Source organism: Agromyces sp. NPDC055520 (assembly GCF_053619715.1).
Genome location: NZ_JBSHJY010000055.1, coordinates 1 through 19,181 on the forward strand (window position 1 = coordinate 1; position 19,181 = coordinate 19,181).

17 protein-coding genes and 1 pseudogene are annotated in these 19,181 nt (G+C 71.4%); 7 read left to right on the forward strand and 11 right to left on the reverse strand.

Features of this window, described 5'->3' with window-relative positions; translation table 11 throughout:
• Nucleotides 1-120: 120 nt before the first annotated feature.
• The 4 genes and pseudogenes from ACWGST_RS15425 to ACWGST_RS15440 form a co-directional block, all read left to right on the forward strand.
• Entirely contained in the window at nt 121-915 is a 795-nt protein-coding gene (locus tag ACWGST_RS15425; RefSeq protein WP_452047565.1) for an arginase family protein, read from the forward strand.
• Between the two features lie 191 nt (nt 916-1,106).
• Nucleotides 1,107-2,573, forward strand: coding sequence for a DUF222 domain-containing protein (locus tag ACWGST_RS15430; protein ID WP_452047549.1), 1,467 nt, complete (start codon nt 1,107-1,109; stop codon nt 2,571-2,573).
• Nucleotides 2,574-2,702: 129 nt separating this feature from the next.
• Nucleotides 2,703-4,367, forward strand: a complete 1,665-nt coding sequence (locus ACWGST_RS15435; protein WP_452047550.1) for a dihydrolipoyl dehydrogenase family protein — start codon at nt 2,703-2,705, stop codon at nt 4,365-4,367.
• A gap of 20 nt (nt 4,368-4,387) precedes the next feature.
• A pseudogene (locus tag ACWGST_RS15440) lies at nt 4,388-4,756 on the forward strand (Fe-S oxidoreductase); the annotation flags it as partial.
• A gap of 61 nt (nt 4,757-4,817) precedes the next feature.
• Here ACWGST_RS15440 and ACWGST_RS15445 read toward each other — a convergent pair.
• From ACWGST_RS15445 to ACWGST_RS15465, 5 genes are all read right to left on the reverse strand, one after another.
• Nucleotides 4,818-5,786 (reverse strand): siderophore-interacting protein, encoded by a 969-nt coding sequence (locus ACWGST_RS15445; RefSeq protein ID WP_452047551.1) that lies wholly within the window; start codon nt 5,784-5,786, stop codon nt 4,818-4,820.
• A 67-nt stretch (nt 5,787-5,853) separates the two neighbouring features.
• Nucleotides 5,854-8,007 carry an iron ABC transporter permease gene (locus ACWGST_RS15450; protein ID WP_452047552.1) on the reverse strand — a complete coding sequence of 718 codons (2,154 nt, stop codon included), beginning with the start codon at nt 8,005-8,007 and terminating at the stop codon, nt 5,854-5,856.
• The gene (locus tag ACWGST_RS15455) at nt 7,979-8,959 is read right to left on the reverse strand and encodes an iron-siderophore ABC transporter substrate-binding protein (protein ID WP_452047553.1); all 981 of its coding nucleotides are present in this window, start codon (nt 8,957-8,959) and stop codon (nt 7,979-7,981) included. The genes ACWGST_RS15450 and ACWGST_RS15455 overlap by 29 nt, the downstream gene beginning before the upstream one ends.
• 67 nt (nt 8,960-9,026) lie before the next feature.
• Nucleotides 9,027-9,914 carry an ABC transporter ATP-binding protein gene (locus ACWGST_RS15460; RefSeq protein WP_452047554.1) on the reverse strand — a complete coding sequence of 296 codons (888 nt, stop codon included), beginning with the start codon at nt 9,912-9,914 and terminating at the stop codon, nt 9,027-9,029.
• A gap of 72 nt (nt 9,915-9,986) precedes the next feature.
• Nucleotides 9,987-11,411: an amidase gene (locus tag ACWGST_RS15465; protein ID WP_452047555.1), complete on the reverse strand. Its 1,425-nt coding sequence runs from the start codon at nt 11,409-11,411 to the stop codon at nt 9,987-9,989.
• 72 nt (nt 11,412-11,483) lie between these two features.
• Between ACWGST_RS15465 and ACWGST_RS15470 the strand changes: the two genes are divergently transcribed.
• Nucleotides 11,484-12,113: a hypothetical protein gene (locus ACWGST_RS15470; protein ID WP_452047556.1), complete on the forward strand. Its 630-nt coding sequence runs from the start codon at nt 11,484-11,486 to the stop codon at nt 12,111-12,113.
• 60 nt (nt 12,114-12,173) lie between these two features.
• On the opposite strand, the gene ACWGST_RS15475 is transcribed toward ACWGST_RS15470, so the two are convergent.
• The 6 genes from ACWGST_RS15475 to ACWGST_RS15500 all read right to left on the reverse strand — a co-directional run bounded on the left by ACWGST_RS15475 (nt 12,174) and on the right by ACWGST_RS15500 (nt 16,507).
• Nucleotides 12,174-12,752, reverse strand: coding sequence for an N-acetyltransferase family protein (locus ACWGST_RS15475; protein ID WP_452047557.1), 579 nt, complete (start codon nt 12,750-12,752; stop codon nt 12,174-12,176).
• A gap of 124 nt (nt 12,753-12,876) precedes the next feature.
• Nucleotides 12,877-13,572, reverse strand: coding sequence for a uracil-DNA glycosylase (locus ACWGST_RS15480; RefSeq protein ID WP_452047558.1), 696 nt, complete (start codon nt 13,570-13,572; stop codon nt 12,877-12,879).
• Nucleotides 13,573-14,373, reverse strand: coding sequence for a Type 1 glutamine amidotransferase-like domain-containing protein (locus tag ACWGST_RS15485; protein WP_452047559.1), 801 nt, complete (start codon nt 14,371-14,373; stop codon nt 13,573-13,575).
• Nucleotides 14,370-14,894, reverse strand: a complete 525-nt coding sequence (locus ACWGST_RS15490; protein WP_452047560.1) for a phosphoribosyltransferase — start codon at nt 14,892-14,894, stop codon at nt 14,370-14,372. Before ACWGST_RS15490 ends, ACWGST_RS15485 begins: the two co-directional genes overlap by 4 nt.
• A gap of 9 nt (nt 14,895-14,903) precedes the next feature.
• Nucleotides 14,904-15,725 (reverse strand): potassium channel family protein, encoded by an 822-nt coding sequence (locus tag ACWGST_RS15495; RefSeq protein WP_452047561.1) that lies wholly within the window; start codon nt 15,723-15,725, stop codon nt 14,904-14,906.
• A complete protein-coding gene (locus tag ACWGST_RS15500; protein WP_452047562.1) occupies nt 15,725-16,507 on the reverse strand; it encodes an SDR family NAD(P)-dependent oxidoreductase in 783 nt (260 codons plus the stop codon). Before ACWGST_RS15500 ends, ACWGST_RS15495 begins: the two co-directional genes overlap by 1 nt.
• 60 nt (nt 16,508-16,567) lie before the next feature.
• On the opposite strand from ACWGST_RS15500, the gene ACWGST_RS15505 reads away from it, so the two are divergent.
• Entirely contained in the window at nt 16,568-17,674 is a 1,107-nt protein-coding gene (locus ACWGST_RS15505) for an acyltransferase family protein (RefSeq protein WP_452047563.1), read from the forward strand.
• 144 nt (nt 17,675-17,818) lie between these two features.
• The gene (locus ACWGST_RS15510) at nt 17,819-19,141 is read left to right on the forward strand and encodes a bifunctional o-acetylhomoserine/o-acetylserine sulfhydrylase (RefSeq protein WP_452047564.1); all 1,323 of its coding nucleotides are present in this window, start codon (nt 17,819-17,821) and stop codon (nt 19,139-19,141) included.
• The last annotated feature ends 40 nt before the right edge of the window (nt 19,142-19,181 follow it).

Consider the following 19,181-nt stretch of genomic DNA (forward strand, 5'->3'; position numbering starts at 1 on the left):
GCGACCGCGCCGGAATCGCGCAACGCGGCCGTCGTCGTGCGTGGGTGCGCGATACTTGAGAACATGCCCGCAACGTTCGTGGTGGTCCCGGTCTGGCAGGGATCCGTCTCCTCACGCGCCATGAGTCATGCCGACGGCGCCGACGCGATCCTCGGCGATCTGCCGAGTTCGTCGACCATCGTCGTCGAGGTGCCGGTCGAGGCCGGGGAGCCCCTCGGCACCGGAGTCCAGCGCTTCAGCACGCTCGTGCGGGTGCGCGAGCGCACGGCCGAGGCTCTCTCCCACGTCCCCGACTGGGCGCTCACGATCGGCGGCGATTGCGGCGTTTCGCTCGCGTCGGTCGCCCATGCCTCGACGCGCGCAGACGGCGACCTCGCCGTGCTCTGGCTCGACGCGCATCCCGACCTGAACACGCCCGAGTCTTCGCCGTCGGGCGGCTTCGGGGGCATGACGCTACGGGCGATCACCGGTGACGGTGCTGCAGGCCTCGCCCTCGACTCCGAGACGCGCGTCGCCCCCGAGCGGCTCGTGCTCGGCGGCATCCGTGCCATCGACGACGAAGAGCGCCGGTTCATCGACGCGCACGACGTCGCGACGCTCACCGTCGAAGACCTCTCAGACCCGTCGCTCGTGATCGCGGCCCTCGAGGCGACGGGCGCGTCGCAGGTGTTCATTCACATCGACCTCGACGTGCTCGACCCGGCCGCGCTCGCCGGACTCTCGTACCCGATGCCGTTCGGCGTCGGCGCCGCCGAACTCGTCGCGCTCATTCGCGCGGTCACCGCGAGGTTTCCGCTCGCCGGGGCTGCGATCGCCGGATTCGCGCCCGCGTCGCCGCAGGCGGCCGACGACGACCTGCCGACGATTCTGCGACTCGTCGGCGCACTCACGTCCGGCAGGTCGGCGACGACATAGGGCGCGTTTCGCAGTCTGCACGGCCGCGCGCACGTGCGGCTGCGCGGCTACGCGGCTGCGCGGCTGCGCGCATTCGCGCTGCGCGTCGGCATCGGCATCGGCATCGGCATCGGCAATTGACGACAACGATGCGCCTGTTTGCAGATGCAGATCTCTCGAACATACATTCGAATGTCTGATAGAATGGCTGCATGTCGACCGCACTCGTGGATGCCCGCACCGCAAGTGCTGTCACGCGTCATGAGGCCGGTGTCGTTGACGCGGCGATCACCGGTGGCGGTGCGATCGTCGGTCGTGAACAGGCGGAGCGGTCACCGTATGCGATGGCGCAAGACGGCCTGTCCGAGCTCCTGACCGCAGCGGTGCACGCGCAACGGGTCGAGTCGATGCACGCGGCGATGCTGGTCGACCTGATCTTCTTGACCGTGAGCTACGCACTTCGCGCTGAAGACGCGTTCGTCGCCCCGACTCTGTCACCCGCGCGGCGACGCGAGATGGCGTACCGCAGTGTGACCGCGGAGCTCGCCACTGCCCTGCGTGTTCCCGAACGCACCATGCAGCGTCAGATCGATGACGCGTACTCGTTGTCGACGCGGTTGCCCGTCACGCTCGCGGCACTTCGTTCGGGTGCGATCGGCATGCAGCACGCCCGGGTCGTCATCGAAGCCACGACCGGCCTCGACGACGACCCCCGACTCCGTGAAGACCTCGAGGTCGGTCTGACCGACTATGCGACCCAGCACACCGCAGCCAGCGTGCGCCGCAAGGCCCGCACGATGCGTGAAGAACTCCAGGCCGAGACTGCCACCGACCGTCACCTTGCGGCACAGGCCGAACGCCGGGTCGAGATCGAACCCGCACTCGACGGCATGGCCTGGCTGCACGCCTACCTCCCCGCCTCCGACGCCCTGCTCGTCAAGAGCCGACTCGACCTCGTCGCCCGCGAAGCCGAGACCTCGTACGAGACCGAGCCGTCGGGTGTCGAGAGGCTCCGCGCCGAACTTCGCACCGCCGACCAGATCCGCGCGGACGCGGCCCGCGATCTACTGCTCTACGGCACCCTCGACGACGAAACGGCGATCGCGGCCGCAGCCGCGCGGGTGCGCCCGAGTGTGCACGTCACCGTGCCCGTGCTGACGCTCACCGGCGCCACGTCGGAGCCCGGCATCCTCGACGGCTACGGGCCCATCGACGCCGACACCGCACGCCGCCTCACCGCTGGCGCCCCCTCGTTCACCAGACTCCTCACCCACCCCGTGACCGGCACCGTGCTCGACGTCGACCGCACCCGATACCGACCACCCGCCGATCTGCAACGCTGGCTGCAAATCCGCGACGGCACCTGCCGATTCCCCGGCTGCAACCGCAACGCCCGTCGCTGCGACATCGACCACGGCACCCCTTGGCATGAGGGCGGCCGCACCGCATGCGACAACCTCTGCCACCTCTGCCCCATGCATCACCACCTCAAACACGAGACGGCATGGATGCTTCGACACCTCGCCGACGGCATCCTCGAGTGGATCTCGCCGGCCGGCCGAACCCACGTCACCCACCCGGCGCAGACCATGGCGAGGTACGGCGCAGCACCGCCGGGGACGCCGCCAGGGCGCCAAGGGGCAGCATTGACAACTGTGCCTTCAGAGGCACCAGCCTGAGCAGTTCAAGCTGCACCAGCCTGAGCTGTTCCAGCCGCGCCAGCCTGAGCTGTTCAGCGGTGCCAGCACCGACGACTGCCTAGGCTTGGGTCAGGCAGTCGGCATGCGCCGGCACCGGAGGGGAACGGGATGGAACGCGAAGTCGACGTCATCGTCATCGGCGGCGGACCCGTCGGTGAGAATGCAGCCGATCGGGCACGCGCCGCCGGGCTCGAGGTCGTGCTGGTCGAGCGTGAACTCGTCGGCGGAGAGTGCTCGTACTGGGCCTGCATTCCGTCGAAGGCGTTGCTTCGCAGCGCCGCCGCACTCCGCGCCGCCCGACGCGTCGACGGTGCGAAACAGGCCCTCACCGGCCGGCTCGACGTTCGAGCCGTGCTCGCGCGACGCGACTACTGGGTCTCTGATTGGAACGACCAGGGCGGCGCCGACTGGCTCGAGAGCATCGGCGTCGTGCTCGAACGCGGGCACGGCCGCCTCGACGGTCTGCGCCGTGTCGTCGTCGAACGCAACGCAGACGAACGCAATGCAATCGAACCCAGCGCAGACGAACTCAGCGCAAACGAACTCAACACAGTCGAACGCAACGCAGTCGAACGCAACGCAGTCGACACCTCCGCCACTCACGACGAGATCGTCTACCGTGCCCGTCACGCCGTGATCCTCGCGACCGGAACCGACGCCGTCATGCCGCCGATCCCGGGCCTCGCCGAGTCCGCCCCCTGGACGAGCCGCGAGGCCACGAGCGTCACCGAGCCGCCCGCGAGGCTCGCCGTCATCGGCGGCGGCGTCACCGCGGTCGAGATGGCGACCGCGTTCGCGGGGTTCGGCACCGAGGTCACCGTGCTCGCTCGCAGCGGCCTGCTCGGCGGCATGGAACCGTTCGTCGCAGAGGCCGTGGCGAAGGGGCTGCGGGAGCTCGGGGCATCCGTTCGTCTGGGTGTCTCGCCCAGCCGTGTCGAGCGCAACGCGGCCGGCGAGATCGTCGTCACCCTCGCCGACGGAGAGACCGTCACGGCCGATGAGGTGCTCATTGCCACCGGGCGCCGCCCGCGTTCCGACCGGCTCGGGCTCGAGACGATCGGCCTCGAGCCCGGCGGCTGGGTCACCGTCGACGACACGATGCTCGCCACGGGCGCCGCAGACAACGACGTGCGGCCGTGGCTCTACGCCGCGGGCGACCTCAACCATCGGGCGTTGCTCACGCACCAGGGCAAATACCAGGCGCGCGCCGTGGGCGACCTCGTCGCCGCTCGCGCCCTCGGCCGACCCGAGCAGACGGAGCCGTGGGGGGCGCACGTCGCGACGGCCGATCACACGGCCGTGCCGCAGGTCGTGTTCGCCGAGCCCGAGGTCGCCTCCGTTGGGCTCACGGCGGCGCAGGCACGGGAACAGGCCGAGCGCGAGGGCCGAGACGTGCGCATCGCCGACGTGTCGTTCTCCTCCGTGAGCGGCGCGGGAATCCTCGCCGACGGCTACGCGGGTCAGGCCCGGCTGGTCATCGACGCCGGACTGGGCACCGTCCTCGGCGCCACGTTCGTCGGGCAAGACGTCGCCGAACTCCTGCAGTCGGCGACGATCGCGATCGTCGGCGAGGTACCGGTCGATCGGCTCTGGCACGCCGTTCCGGCGTTCCCGACGATGAGCGAGGTCTGGTTGCGATTGCTCGAATCCCTCGGCAGACCGGGCGCAGCGGATGCCGCGGGGCAGGGCGATACCGAGGCATCCAGAGCCGATGCGCCCGACGCGGACGCGAACCACGCACCCGAGGTGCCTGACACCGAGGCTGCAGCGTGAGCGGCGGCCGGCCGGAGGGCATCGGTGACCGCACCCTGCGCATCCGTCTGACCGACTCCCCCATCAGCCGCCTCGGCTACTGGTGGGCGACCGCCGTCGGCTTCACGTGGGGCTTCATCTGGAGCACAGGCCCGATCGAACGTCGGCACGGCCTGATCGTCTTCACCGGCATGCCGAATTGGACCTTCGGCCGGGGCGGCTCCTGCGTCGGCGGCTGCTACCTCACGAACCGCAACACCGGCGAACGGGTGCTCGGCCACGAGGCCGTGCACAAAGAGCAGTGGCTGAAGTACGGCATGCTCTTTCCGCTGCTCTACTTCATCGCCGGGCGCAACCCGCTGAAGAACCGCTTCGAGATCGAGGCGGGACTCGAAGCGGGCGGGTACCGGCCGACCGGCCGCCCATCGACCGGCCACCCGCCGACAGGCCGCCCGCCTGCAGCCCACCCGCCTAGCCCTCGGCGCGGCCGAGCTTCCAGTACCCCATGAACGCGACTCGGCGCCGATCGACGCCGATCTCCTTCACGAGGTGGCGCCGCAGCGTCGTGATGGCCGTGGCCTCGCCCGCGAGCCAGGCGTAGAGCCCGCCGTCGTCGGCAGCGGCCGGCACCTCCCAGAGGATCTCGTCGTCGTCGAGCACCGGCAGTTCGGGCGCGGCAGCAGTCGCCGCGACCGGAAGGGCGAAGGCCGGAGGGGCGCTGGCCGGCACGGCAGCGGCAGCGGGGTCGGCGGCGACCCAGGCATCCGCCCACGCGGTGACCGCGTCGACGAGGCGCGCGCCGTACCGCGTCTCGCCAGCCTGACCACCCGCCGCATCGCCGCGCGACAGCCAGTGCACGTCGACCCCGGCCGGAGCCCGCAGCTCGAGCGCGTCGCCCGCTTCGGGCACCTCGAGGAACACCGCACCCCGAGCATCCCCGGGCAACTGTTCGAGAATCGCGCCGATCGCCGGCACCGCGGTCTCGTCACCCGCGATGAGCAGGGTGCGCGCCGCGCCGGGGCGCCACTCCCAACCGCCCGACTCCTCGTCGCTCGTCGCGTCGGGGCCGATGACGAGCAGGCGGTCGCCGATGCCCGCCGCCGCGATCCAGCGAGAGGCCGGCCCGCTGTCGCCGTGGGCCACGAAATCGAGGTCGAGCTCGCCGAGATCGGGGCGCGCCGACCGGATCGTGTACGTGCGGATCGGGTTGCGGCGCTCGTCGGGCAACGCTCGCCACGTCGCGTACCAGTCGCCGTCGCGGGGCACCTCGTCGAACCCGCTCGAGGCGAGCGGCAGCACGACCTTGATGCGCTGATCGGGGCCGTCCCAGCCGAGATCGCGCAGCTCGTCGGAGCGGAACGTCACACGCACGAAGTGCGGCGACATCCGCCTGATCTCGGCGACCTGGGTGTCGAACACTCGGTATCCGGGCTTGGCCATGCGTGGTTCTCCTGTCGGAAGGCTGGTGGAAAGGCGGATGGTCGGCGGGTGGCGTTCGCTCAGGCGCTCAGGCGCTCCGACGCGAGCGCCAGAGCAACCAGACGAAGTACGGGGCGCCCACGACGGCCGTGAGGAGGCCCGCCGGCAGCTGGGCCGGAGCGATGACGGTGCGGCCGAGGGTGTCGGCGACGCATACCAGCAGGGCGCCGAGCAGTGCCGCGAGCGGCAGCACGAGGGCGTGCCGCGACCCGACGAGCGCCCGCGCGGCGTGCGGGGCGACGAGACCGACGAAGCCGATCACGCCCACCGCGGAGACCGCGGTCGCCGTCAGGGCGACGCTCACGGCGAGCAGGCCGAGGCGGGCCGGGCCCAGCCGCACGCCGAGCACTCGCGGGGTGTCGTCGTCGAACGCGAGCAGGTCGAGCTCGCGGCGCGCCGAGGCGAGGAGCGGCACGGCGATGAGCGTCACGATCGCGAGGGGGATCAGCTGGGGGAAGGTGCGACCGTACGTGGATCCCGACATCCAGGTGAGCGCTTTGGCCGCGTTGTACGGGTCGGTCGCGATGATGAGCATCGAGGTGATCGCACCCGCGGCGGCCGAGACGCCGAGCCCGATCAGGATGAGCCTGGTCGAGGCGAGACCGCCCCGCATCGCGAGGCCGAACACGATGAGCGCCGCGAGCGCGGCGCCGGCGAGTCCGCCGACCGTCACACCGAGGAAGGTCGCGAGCGGCCAGAACGTGATCACGAGCACCGCGCCGACCCCGGCGCCGCCCGTGACGCCGAGGATGGCGGGTTCGGCGAGCGGGTTGCGCGAGACGGCCTGCACGACCGTGCCGGCGAGTGCGAGCGCGACTCCGGCGAGGATCGCCGCGGCGACTCGCGGCGCGCGCGTGTTCATCACGAACTCCACGAGGGGGCCGGCCTGGCCGGTCACCCAGTTGAGCACGTCGCCGCCGAGCAGCTTGGCGTCGCCGAGCAGCAGAGATGCGAAGGCGAGCGCGATGAGCAGCAGAGCGGATGCCGCGATCACCAGTGCGCGACCGCGCGGCGAGAGCCCCGTGCCGATGACGAACCCGGTGCCCCCCTCCGATGACGCGCGGGCCCGCAGGGCGAGCGCGATGAGGAACACTGCGCCGAAGATCGTCGTGACGACGCCCGTCGGCACCTCGACCGCCGCCTGCCCGCCGAACGCGAGACGCAGCAGCACGTCGGCGCCGAGCACGACGATGACGCCCATCAGCGCGGCAGCCGGGATGAGGAGCACGTGCCGCTGCATGCCCGACACGCGCACGGCGACTAGGCGCACGATCGCCGGGGCCGCGAGGCCGACGAAGCCGACGGGTCCCGCGACCGTGACGGCGGCCGCCGACAGCAGCACGGCGAGGAAGAGGCCGATGAGACGGGTGCGGCGCACCGGCACGCCCAGCACGGTCGCGGCGTCGTCGCCGAGCGCAATGAGGTCGAATCGGCGCGCGAAGAGGAAGAGGGCGGCGACGACGAGGAGCACGATCGGGCCGAGCTGGAGCATCGGCTGCATGCCCGTCTGGGCGAGTGTGCCGTTGCCCCAGGCGAAGAGGCCCTCGGTGCGCTCGGGGAAGAGCAGGAGCAGCATCGTGGTGAGCGCCGTGAGGGCGAGAGCGATCGCCGATCCGGCGAGCACGAGTCGCACGGTGCCGCCGCCGCGAGCGCCACCCGCCGAGAGGGCGAGCACGAGGCCGGCCGCCGCGAGGCCGCCGAGGAGCGCGACGGCGCCGCCGCCGGCGACGGGCAGCACGATGCCGAACGCCGCGACCACCACGACGGCGAGGTACGAGCCCGCGTTGACCGCGAGGGTGTCGGGCGAGGCCAGCACGTTGCGGGAGATCGACTGCATGATGAGGCCCGCGACGCCGAGGGCGACGCCGACGAGCACGCCGGCGGCGAGCCGCGGCATGCGCGAGGCCACGAACACTGCGGCGGCCTGGTCGTCGGCTCCCCCACCGGCGAGCCCGAGCAGTTCGGGCAGGCCGACGTCGGCGGATCCCTGGGTCACGTGCACGGCCGCGAGCACCGTCGCGACGACGAGGCCGAGGGCGAGGAGCAGCACCGCGCCGAGGCGGGGCCGGGCGGCCCCGCCTCGAGCGGGAATCAGCGGTTGAGCCGACTGAGCCCGTTCAGCCGCGTGGGCCTGTTCAGCCGCGTGGGCCTGTTCAGCCGGCAAGGGTCGCGACGACGGCATCGATGTAGTCGTTCATCGACGAGGGGCCGCCGAACATCCAGATGCCGTCGGGCAGACGGTGCACCGAGCCGCTCTGCACGAACGGCAGCGACATCCATACCGCATTGTCGGCGAGCTCGTTCTGATACGCATCTGCCTCGCCGTTCGTGATGTAGAGGAACTCCACGTCGCCGACGGCCGTGAGGCCCTCGACGTCGGTCGAGTCGAGGCCGTAGTCGGCGTCGCCCTCGCCCGTCCAGGCGTTCTCGAGCCCGAGCTCCTCGGTCACGGCGGTCAGCAGCGCGCCCTCGGCGAACGGGCGGATCGAGACCTGACCGCCCGTGGCCCAGGAGTCGCTCATCATGAACGGGGCACCCGCGAGACCGGCGGCCTCGATCGCGGCCTTGCCCTCGGCGAGCTTCTCGTCGAAGCCGGCGAGCAGCTCTTCGCCCTCGGCCTCGTGGCCGGTCGCCGTCGCGATGCGTTCGAGGTTCGACTCCATCTGGCCGATGGGGTTCGAGGCGTCGGCGCCGCGCACGACGAGCACGGGGGCGAACTCCTCGATCTGGGCGATGACCGACTCGGAGAGGTCGGTGGTGGTCAGCACGAGGTCGGGAGCGAGGCCCGCAATGGCGTCGACCGACGGCTCACCGCGGCCGCCGACATCCGCGACGCTGTCGTCGAGGGTCTCGGACGTGACCCAGTCGCCGTAGCCCTCGACGTCGGCGACGCCGACCGGCATGACGCCGAGCGCGACGAGGTTCTCAGCCGTGTTCCACTCGAGCGCGACGATCTTCTCCGCGGGGGCGGCGAGCTCGACGGATTCGCCGCGGTCGTCGGTGATGACGATGGCGGCGCTGCCGCCGGCCGCGCCGGCCTCTGCGGTCGTGCCGCAGCCCGTCAGCAGCAGCACGGATGCGGCGGCGACGGCGGTCAGGGCGATGGTCGGCCGGGGTGCGGCGGCTCTTCTCATGGTGTCCTTCGATCGGTGCGCAGGCAGAGGTGTCCCACGCGAGGGGGGTTGGATGGGTCGCGCCGCGCTAGGCGACGGCGAGTCGTTGGACGCGTTGCCGCGAGTTGTAGCGGCCGATGGGGCAGGTCGTGATGCAGCCGCGATCGTCGACCTCGACGTCGACGCGGATGCCGTAGGCCGAACTCAGCACGTCGGAGACGAGCACCTCGGCGGGGGTGCCGACGGCACGGACGCGGCCGGATTCGAGCAGCACCACCCGGTCGGCCACGGCGGCCGCCTGGTCGAGGTCGTGGAGCACGACGCCGATCGTGACCCCGTGTTCGTCGGCCAGCTCGCGGATCAGGTCGAGCAGCTCGACCTGATAGCGCAGGTCGAGAAAGGTGGTCGGTTCGTCGAGCAGCAGCACGCTCGTGTCCTGCGCGAGGCAGGAGGCGAGCCAGACGCGCTGCAGCTGCCCGCCCGAGAGCCGGTCGACGGGCTGCTCGGCGAACTCGGCGACGCCCGTGAGCTCCATGGCGCGCATGACGATCGCGGCGCCGTCGGCGTCGCCGGCGATCCACCGGCCGCGGTGCGGGTGCCGGCCGAATTCGACGAGCTCGCGCACCGTGATGCCGCCGGGCGTCGGCCGGCTCTGGGCGAGCAGCGTGACGCGCCGGGCGAACTCACGCCCGTTCAGCGATGCGGCGTCGATGCCGTGTTCGAGGAGGTCGGCGGGCTCGGTGCGCGGTGCATTCTTCTCGACCGCGCCCTCACTGATCGTGCGGCCGTCGTCGGCAGCGAGGAGCACGCGGCCGGCATCGGGTCGGTGCAGGCGGGCGAGCGAACGCAGCAGCGTCGACTTGCCGCTGCCGTTCGGGCCGACGAGCGCGGTGACCTTGCCCGGTTCGAGGTGGATCTCCGCTCCGTGCACCACAGGGGCGCCGTCGTAGGAGAGGGTGAGGTCGAGACCGAGCATGGATCCACTATAGGTGAGGCTTACCTAACTTCGTCAAGCGGGCCGTTACCAGAGCCGGTCACGAGACCACGATCACCAGATCCCGGGATGCCGCCGGCTCCGCCGCACTCGTCGCTCGAGCTGCGCGGCGAGCGCGAAGAGCGTCGCTTCGCCGCCGGGGCGCCCGATGAGCTGCACGCCCATCGGCACGCCGGTCGCGGTCTCGGCGACCGGCACCGTGATGGCGGGCAGGCCCGAGACGTTCACGAACGACGTGAACGGCGTGAACTGCACCTGCTGCGCGAAATTGCGCTCGCCGTCGTCGGCGTCGTACCACCCGACCGGGCGCGGCGTCAGGGCGAGCGCCGGGGTCAGCACGGCGTCGTACGAGGCGAAGCGCCGGATGACCCGCTCCTCGAATCCGGTGAGCCACGCGAGCGCCTCGGCGAGTTGACGCGCCGGCAGTGCGCGACCGCGTTGCAGCAGCCATTGCGTCAGCGGCTCGAGCAGCGCCTCGGCGTCACCGTCGACGGGGATGGTCGCCGCGCCCGCCTGCCAGATCGTGCGGAACGCCTCGGAGTAGCCGGGTTCGGGCGCCGGCGCCATCGTCTCCATGCCGTGGCCGAGTCCCTCGAAGACCTCGATCGCGCGATCGAGCGCCGCGCGCGCCTCGGGTTCGACCACGATCTCGTACGCGTCGTCCCACGGCGAGTCCGTCATGACGCCGAGCTGGAATCTGCCCTCGCCGCGGATCGCCGCGCCGAGGAACGGCCCGTCGTCGCCGGGTGCACGCACCGCGAAGCGATGCGCCGCCGGGTACCCTGCCGGTGCGATCAGCCCGTCGAGCAGCAACGCAGCGTCGGCGACCGTGCGGGCGAGCGGCCCGGCGACACCGAGCCCTGCGAGACTCGTGAGCCCCGAACCCGCCGGCACCCGGCCACGGCTCGGCTTGACGCCCACGAGGCCGCACGAGGCCGCCGGGATGCGGACGGAGCCGCCGCCGTCGGAGCCGGGCGCGAAGGGCAGCATTCCGGATGCCACGGCCGCCGCCGCTCCCCCGCTCGAGCCGCCCGCGCCGAGCGTGAGATCCCACGGGTTGCGCGTCGGTGCCACGCCCACGCCCTCGGTGTACGACGGCAGCCCGAACTCGGGCGTCTGCGACTTGCCGAGGCTGACGGCGCCGGCGGCATCGACCGCCCGCACGAGTTCGTCGGAGTCATCGGGCACGAACTCCGCGAACGCCCGCGAGCCGAACCGGGCCGGCACCCCGGCGCGCTGCTGCAGGTCTTTGTCGGCGAGCGGCAGCCCCCAGAGCGGCGCCGACTTCGGCACGTGCGCCGTCACATGTCGTGCCCGTTCGAGCGCGGCCTCGGGCGTCACGGTCGCGAAGGCGCCCACTTCGGGGTTCAAGCGTTCGATGCGGGCGAGGTAGTGTTCGGCCAGTTCGACCGGGGCGACGTCACCCCGCTGCAGCAGCTGGTGCAGTTCGAGGGCCGTGTGATCGTGCAACGCCGTCATGGCTTCGAGCCTACGGTGACGCGCGGCCGCGTGGCACCGAGCCGGGCAGCACCGCAGCGCTATCGTGGGGCCATGGTCTGGCTCGGCACGGCGATCACGAGGCATCCGCTCGTCTGGGGCGCCGTGTGGGCGGCGTTCTTCGGCGCCCTGATCGTCGTCGCGGCCCTCGCCGACTGGCCCACGTGGGCGTGGTCGCTGCTCGTCGTGCTGCTCGTCGCCCCGAGCCTCACTGCCACGATCGTCGTGCTGCGCGCCACCCCGCGCGACCATCTCGCGCACCGCACCTCGGTCTTCGGCCACTTCTTCTCGCGGTATCTCGCGCTCGTCGCGGCGTTCGTCGCCTGGTCGGGGTCCGTCGTGCTCGGTGCCGCGATCTCGACCTCGATCCAGCTCGCCGCCGAGGGCCAGGAGGAGGAGCTGGCCGGCATCGGCTTCGACGTACTCGCCGTGCTCACCCCCGTGGCGGTGACCGTGCTGTGGGCCGCGCTCATCGTGCGCTGCTCATGGTTTCTCGCACGGCTGCGCGGGTGGAGCGAGAGCCCCGCGACGAGCGAGGTGCCCGACGCGCTGCTCGCAACCCGTCCGCGCCTGCGCCGCATCGCCATCGCCCTCGCGCACCCCGGGCTGCTGCTCGCCACGGGCCTCGCCTCGGCCCTGCTCGCAATGCTCGCCGGCGAGGTCGAGTTCGACCTCACGGTGTGATCACGCGCGCCGTCATCACGCATGCCGTCATCACGCACCGGCCACGCAGCATCCGCTCGACTATTTGAGCGATCGCTGCATGAGCACCGTGCCGAGCCAGCGATCGAATTTGAAGCCGACCCGACCCATGCGGCCGATCTCCTCGAAGCCGAACTTCTCGTGCAGCGCGATCGACGCCTCGGCGCCCTGGTCGGCGATGACGGCGATCATCTCTTTGAGTCCCGCCGCCTTCGACCGCTCGATGAGCTCGGTGAGCATGACCCGGCCGAGCCCCTTGCCGGATGCCGCGGGGCCGAGGTAGATCGAATTCTCGACCGTGAACCGGTAGGCGCGCTTCGGCTTCCACGGGGTCACGAGCGCGTAGCCGAGCAACTGGCCGCTCGGCGACTCGGCGACGATGAACGGCATGCCGAGCTTGTCGAGGGAGGCGAACTTGGTCTTCCACTCCGCGAGGGTCATGGCGTCTTCGTCGAAGGTGACCGTCGAGTTGGCGACGTAGTAGTTGTAGATCTCACGCACCGCGGGCAGGTCGGCCGCGCGCGCCTCGCGGATCGCGTACTCGAAGGGCGCCTCGACGGGCACGGGCCTGCGGAGGTGGGGCGGCAGCACGCGGCGCTCCCGGTATTCCTCTTCGAGCATGCCGCAAGGGTACCCGCGGCATGTTGCCGTCACGTTACGCGGGCGGCGGTGCTGCGGCGTGGGGGCGGCGGTGTCGGGCGGGCGGGCGGGCCGCTGCGCACGGCGGGCAGAGCCGCGCCGCGCGTCAGGCCGGCAGGCTCCAGTCGATGGGCGCAGCGCCCTGCGCCTCGAGCAACGCGTTCGCCCGACTGAACGGCCGCGAACCGAAGAAGCCGCGCGACGCCGAGAGCGGGCTCGGGTGCGCCGACTCGATGACCGGCGTGTCGCCGAGCAGCGGCCGCAGTCGCTGGGCGTCGCGCCCCCAGAGGATCGCCACGAGCGGCGTGCCGCGCGCCGCGAGGGTGCGGATCGCGTGGTCGGTGACCGCCTCCCAGCCCTTGCCGCGGTGCGATCCGGTCGCCCCGGGCTCGACCGTCAGCACGCGGTTCAGCAGCATCACGCCGTTCGCGGCCCAGAGCCCGAGATCGCCGTGCCGCAGCGGCGCGACGCCCACGTCGTCGACGAGCTCACGAGAGATGTTCGCGAGACTCCGCGGCAGCGGGTGCACGTGCCGCTCGACCGCGAAGGCGAGGCCGATCGGATGCCCCGGGGTGGGGTACGGGTCTTGACCCACGATGAGCACCCGCACGTCTGCGAGCGGCGCTCGGAAGGCGCGCAGCACGTTCTCCGCGGCGGGGAGGTAGCCTCGCCCGGCCGCAGTCTCGGCGCGCAGGAACTCGCCGAGATGGCCGATCGTCGGCGCGACGGGAGCCAGAGCCGCGGCCCAGCCCGGGTCGAGCAGCTCGCCGGCGAACTCGTCGGGCAACCCTGCCGCACCCACTCAGGCGCCGATCGTGGAGACCAGCACGCCGTCGTCGGTGGGCAGCACGCGCCAGACGCTGCCGCTGCCCCCCACGCGGAGTCGGCCGTCGCCCACGATGAGCACCGTGCGCTCGTCGATGCCGAGCCCGCCGGCGATGAGCCCCGATTCAGCGGCGGCGACCAGTCGGGAGAGCATGCCGCGCTGGGCGACGTGCACCTCGATGGCGACGTCGACCAGGCCGATGCCGGTCTCGATCTCGAGCTCGAGTCGCGGGTCGGGCTGGTCCCGATCGGTCTCGTCGTCGTCAGTCTCGTCCGGGTCCTCCGGGTCCTCCGGGTCCTCCGGGTCCTCCGGTGCGACGGGAACGCCGCCGATGCGCGAGCCGCCGCCGAGCGATCCCTCGGCCGCGATCATCGCGCCCGCCGAGACGCCGAGGTAGGGCACGCCGTCGGCGATCTGCCGACGCAGCTCGCCGAACAGCGGTTCGAGTCCGGCGCGCACCTCTTCGACGATGCCGCCGCCCACGGCGATGCCGTCGACGTCGGCGATCGCGCTGAGCTCGATCGCCTCACCCGGCCGACCGGCGGTCGCATGCACCTCGATCGCGTCACCCGCCGCGCTGAGAAGGCCCGCCGCGGTCAGGAGGTCGGCGAGCGCCGCAGCCTTCTGCCGGGCCTCGGGGTGCAACGAGATCACCGCGATGCGCGGCCGGGCGCGGCCTGCTGCGCTGCCCCGTGCGGCGGCCTCCGCGACGAACGGCGCGTACAACGCGGCATCCGCCCTGGTGGTCGCCCCGCCGCCGATGAGATGCACGCTCATGCCGGGCCCGCAGCGACCTCGACGGGCGGCAGCGCCGACCACGGGAAGACGATCCAGTCGTCGGTGCGGCGGTAGTCGAAGTCGGGGGCGAGCACGGTGTGCGACTTCGTGTACAGGGTGGCGGTGCGCACCTCGGCGCCCTCCTCCGTGATGAGGCCCAGCACTTTGGCGAGGGTGCGGCCCGAGTCGGAGACGTCGTCGACGAGCAGCACACGCTGGCCGTTCAGCGCCGGGGCGTCGAGCATCGGCGGGTGCAGCACGGGCTCGGGCAGCCGCTCGTCGACGCCCGAGTAGAACTCGACGTTGATCGAGCCGCAGGCCTTGGTGCCGAGCGCATAGGCGATGGCACCCGCGAACAGCAATCCGCCGCGTGCGATCGCGATCACCACGTCGGGGCGGAAGCCGGACTCGAGCACCGCGGCCGCGACGCTGCGTGCCGCCTCGCCGAAGTCGTCCCAGGTGAGGATCTCCCGCCGGATCCCGTCGCCGGTCGTGCCGGCGTCATTCGCATCGAACGTCATCCACCAAGATTAGTCGTCGCGCGCGGTGCCCTCGGCGGAGCCCACGTCGGCGGAGTCCGCATCGGATGCACCCGCATCGGTCACGTCCTCGGCATCGTCCGCGTTGAACGCTTCGAGCACCGCGCCCGCCCCGCTCGCATGGTGCGCCCGCACCTGACTGACCTTGTCGCCGATGTACGAGATGATCGTCGCCGACGCGGTGCCGACGATGACGACGCCGCCGGCCATGAGGAACACCGCGTAGAAGCGCCCCTCGGTCGTGACCGGATACATGTCGCCGTACCCCACGGTCGCGATCGTGACGATCGCCCACCAGACGGAGTCGCCGAACGTCGTGATCGTGGCGCCGGGGGCGTTCCGCTCCGCCTGGAGCGTCGCCAACGCGATGAAGTACACGAAGACGACGGCGTACGTCGAGGCGAAGATGATGATGTTGGCGCGCACCGCCGCGCCGCTCCGGCGCTGGAGGTACGGCACCTCGCGCAGCAGGGCGAGCACCCGGAACGCCCGGAACACCGGGACGATCGCCGAGAGCATGTCGATCGGGTGCGTGCGGATGAATGCCCACCTGCCGCCGCGCGGGGTCAGCGACACCCGCACCACGACGTCGATCACGAACACCAGCCACGCCGCCACGAGGGCGAAGAACAGTGGCGAACCCGGCCCGCGCGGAATCCACGGGGCGAGCACGTAGATCGTGTAGGCGACGATGAAGACGATGCCGAGCACCACGAGCGGCACCGTGGTGACGCGCTCCCATGCGGTGCGTCGCGGCGCTGCACCCCCGGGAGCCGCGGTCGCCGGAGCCGCCGTCGCGGGCGCCTCGGCCATCATCCCTCCCCGCGCACGGCCAGCGGGCCCTTCGTCAATCGGTACGGCGCGGCCTGGGCGACGGGTTTGACGACGATGAGGTCGAGGTCGACGTGCCTGGGCTTCAGCACGGCGTCGGCGATCACGGCCGCGATGTCGTCGGCCACGAGCGGCTCGGGCACGTCGTCGTAGACGGCGTCGGCCCGCGCCCGATCGCCGCCGAAGCGCACGAGCGCGAACTCGTCGGTCTTCACCATGCCCGGCGCGACCTCGATGACGCGCAGCGGTTCGCCGTTGAGCTCGAGCCGCAGCACCTCGGTGAGCGCGTGCGCCGCGAACTTGGCCGCGTTGTACCCGCCCCCGCCGACGTAGGCGACGTGCCCGGCGATCGAGGTCACGTTCACGATGTCGGCGACGCCCCGCTCGACGGCACCGCGACGCAGCAGCGGCAGCAGCGCGCTCGTCACGCGCTTCAGCGCGAGCACGTTGACCTCGAGCATCCACGCCCAGTCGTCGACGTCGGAGGCCTCGACCGAGTCGAGCCCTTTCGCCCCGCCCGCGTTGTTCACGAGCGCGTGCACCGGGCCGGTCGCCTCGAGGTGGTCGCGCAGGCGATCGACGTCGGCCTGGTTCGTGAGGTCGGCGACGACGACGGATGCCCCGGTCTCCTCCGCGAGCGCCGCGAGGCGCTCCTCGCGGCGGGCCACGCCCACGACGTCCCATCCCGCGGCGCGGAACGCGCGCACCGTCGCCGCACCGATGCCGGAACTCGCGCCGGTCACGACCACTCGAAGCTCGCTCATGCGCTTATTCTGCCCTGCCCGGAGCCGTGCGTGCGTGTGATCGTGCGGTTGAATGGAGTGATGCAACCGCGCACGAAGTCGACCCCCATGGTGCGCAGACGTGTCCCCATGTGGGACAACGCCCGCTGGATCGCGATCACCCTGGTGGTCGTCGGTCACGGCATCCTGCCGCTCATCGCCGAGTCGAACTCGGCCTACAGCGTCTACCTGTTCATCTACTCGTTCCACGTGGCGGTCTTCGTCACGGTGAGCGGCTACTTCGCGAAGTCCGGCCCGCCGAACGCGCGGGCGCTGCGACAGGTGCTCACCGACATCGTCTTCCCGTACTTCATCTTCGAGACGATCTGGACGATCATCCGCTGGCTCCTCGGCGGCGAGTTCTCGCTCGACTTCACGACGGCGTCGTGGACCCTCTGGTTCCTCATCGCCCTCGCGATCTGGCGCATCGTGCTGCCGTACCTCGTGATGCTGCGGTACCCGCTGCTCATCGCGATCGCGATCTCGATCGGCGCGGGGTACACCGAGACGATCGACTCGACCCTGGCGCTGACGCGCACGCTCGGCATGCTGCCCTTCTTCGTCTTCGGCTGGAAGCTGCGCCAGTGGCAGCTGACCGGCCGATGGCTCGAGCTCCGCCCGGCGGCGGCCTGGCGCTGGCGGGCCGGGGCGATCGCGTTGTTCGGCGCGACCCTCGCCGTCATGCTCATGCCCGCGGCGATCGAGACGTGGCGCGAGCTGAAACTGCGCCGCTTCATGCTCTACGACGAGTCGTACCAGGCCATCGGCTACGACGAGCCCTGGTCGGGCGCGATCCGGCTCGGCCTCATGCTGATCGCGATGGTGCTGGCGGTCGCCTTCCTCGTGCTCATGCCGCGAGGCGCGCACTGGTTCACGCCGTTCGGCACCGCGACGATGTACATCTACCTGCTGCACACCTTCGTGCTGTTCCCGTTCCGGGAGAGCGGAGTGCTCGCCGGCGACCAGCCGTTCTGGGTGCTGCCCGCGATGATGGTGTTCTGCGTCGCGATCTCGATCGTGCTCTCGCTGAAGCCCGTGCGCCGGGTGTTCCAGCCCCTCGTCGCCCCGCGGGCGCGGTGGCTGTTCCGCCCCGAGCCGTCGACCGCGACCGGCACGATCGTGCTGCCTCCCGACGGCGAGCTGCGGTAGCGCGCGCTGCCGACGACCACGAGCGAGCGGATGCCTCGTGCGTGACGCCGTGTTGCGGCATCCGTTGCCCGCCCTCACGCACCCGCCTAACGTGGCTCGAAAGCCGCGGCAGCCCCGCCCGCCCACGTTCCCTGAGGAGACGCAATGACCGAGACCGCCGACTGGCGCTTCGAGACCAAGCAGGTGCACTCGGGCGCAGCGCCCGACCCCGTGACCAACGCCCGCGCCACGCCGATCTACCAGACCACGTCGTACGTGTTCAACAGCGCCGAGCATGCGCAGAACCTGTTCGCGCTGGCCGAGTTCGGCAACATCTACACGCGCATCCAGAACCCGACGCAGGCCGTCGTCGAAGAGCGCATCGCGGCCCTCGAGGGCGGCACCGGCGCGCTGCTCGTGGCCTCGGGCCAGTCGGCGTCGACCTTCGCCGTGCTGAACATCGCGCAGGCGGGCGACCACATCGTGTCGTCGTCGTCGATCTACGGCGGCACCTACAACCTCTTCAAGTACACGCTCGCCAAGCTCGGCATCGAGACGACCTTCGTCGAGAATCAAGACGACGCCGACGAGTGGCGCCGCGCGGTGCGCCCGAACACGAAGCTCTTCTTCGCCGAGACGATCGGCAACCCGAAGATCAACGTACTCGACATCGGCCTCGTGTCGGGGGTCGCGCACGACGCGGGCCTGCCGCTCATCGTCGACAACACGATCGCGACGCCGTACCTGATCCGCCCGTTCGAGCACGGCGCCGACATCATCATCCACTCGGCCACGAAGTTCCTCGGCGGCCACGGCACGACCATCGGCGGCGTCATCGTCGACGGCGGAAAGTTCGGGTGGTCGAAGAACGTCGAGAAGTTCCCCGGCCTCACCGAGCCCGACCCCTCGTACCACGGCGCGAGCTACACGGCCGCGGTCGGCGACGGTCTCGCCTACATCATCAAGGCGCGCGTGCAGCTGCTTCGCGACCTCGGCGCGGCGATCGCGCCGAACAGCGCGTGGCTGCTCATCCAGGGCATCGAGACGCTCTCGCTCCGTATCGAGCGCCACGTGCAGAACGCCCAGGAGATCGCGGAGTGGCTCGACAACCACCCCGACGTCGCGAGCGTCAACTATTCGGGTCTGCCCTCGAGCCCGTGGTACGCGGCCGCGAACACCTACGCCCCCAAGGGCGTCGGCGCGGTGCTCTCGTTCGAGCTGAAGGGCGGCGTGGACGCCGGCCGTGCCCTCGTCGACAACCTGTCGCTCTTCAGCCACCTCGCCAACATCGGCGACGTGCGCTCGCTCGTCATCCACCCGGCGTCGACGACGCACTCGCAGCTGACCCCCGAGCAGCAGCTCACGAGCGGCGTCACGCCGGGCCTCGTGCGCCTGTCGGTCGGCATCGAGAACGTCGTCGACCTGAAGGCCGACCTCGAGGCGGGCTTCGCCGCCGCGCGCACCGCCACCGAGGCCACGCGCGTCTGACGGTCGCGACCTGCACGACCACCACGAGCAGCGGATGCCG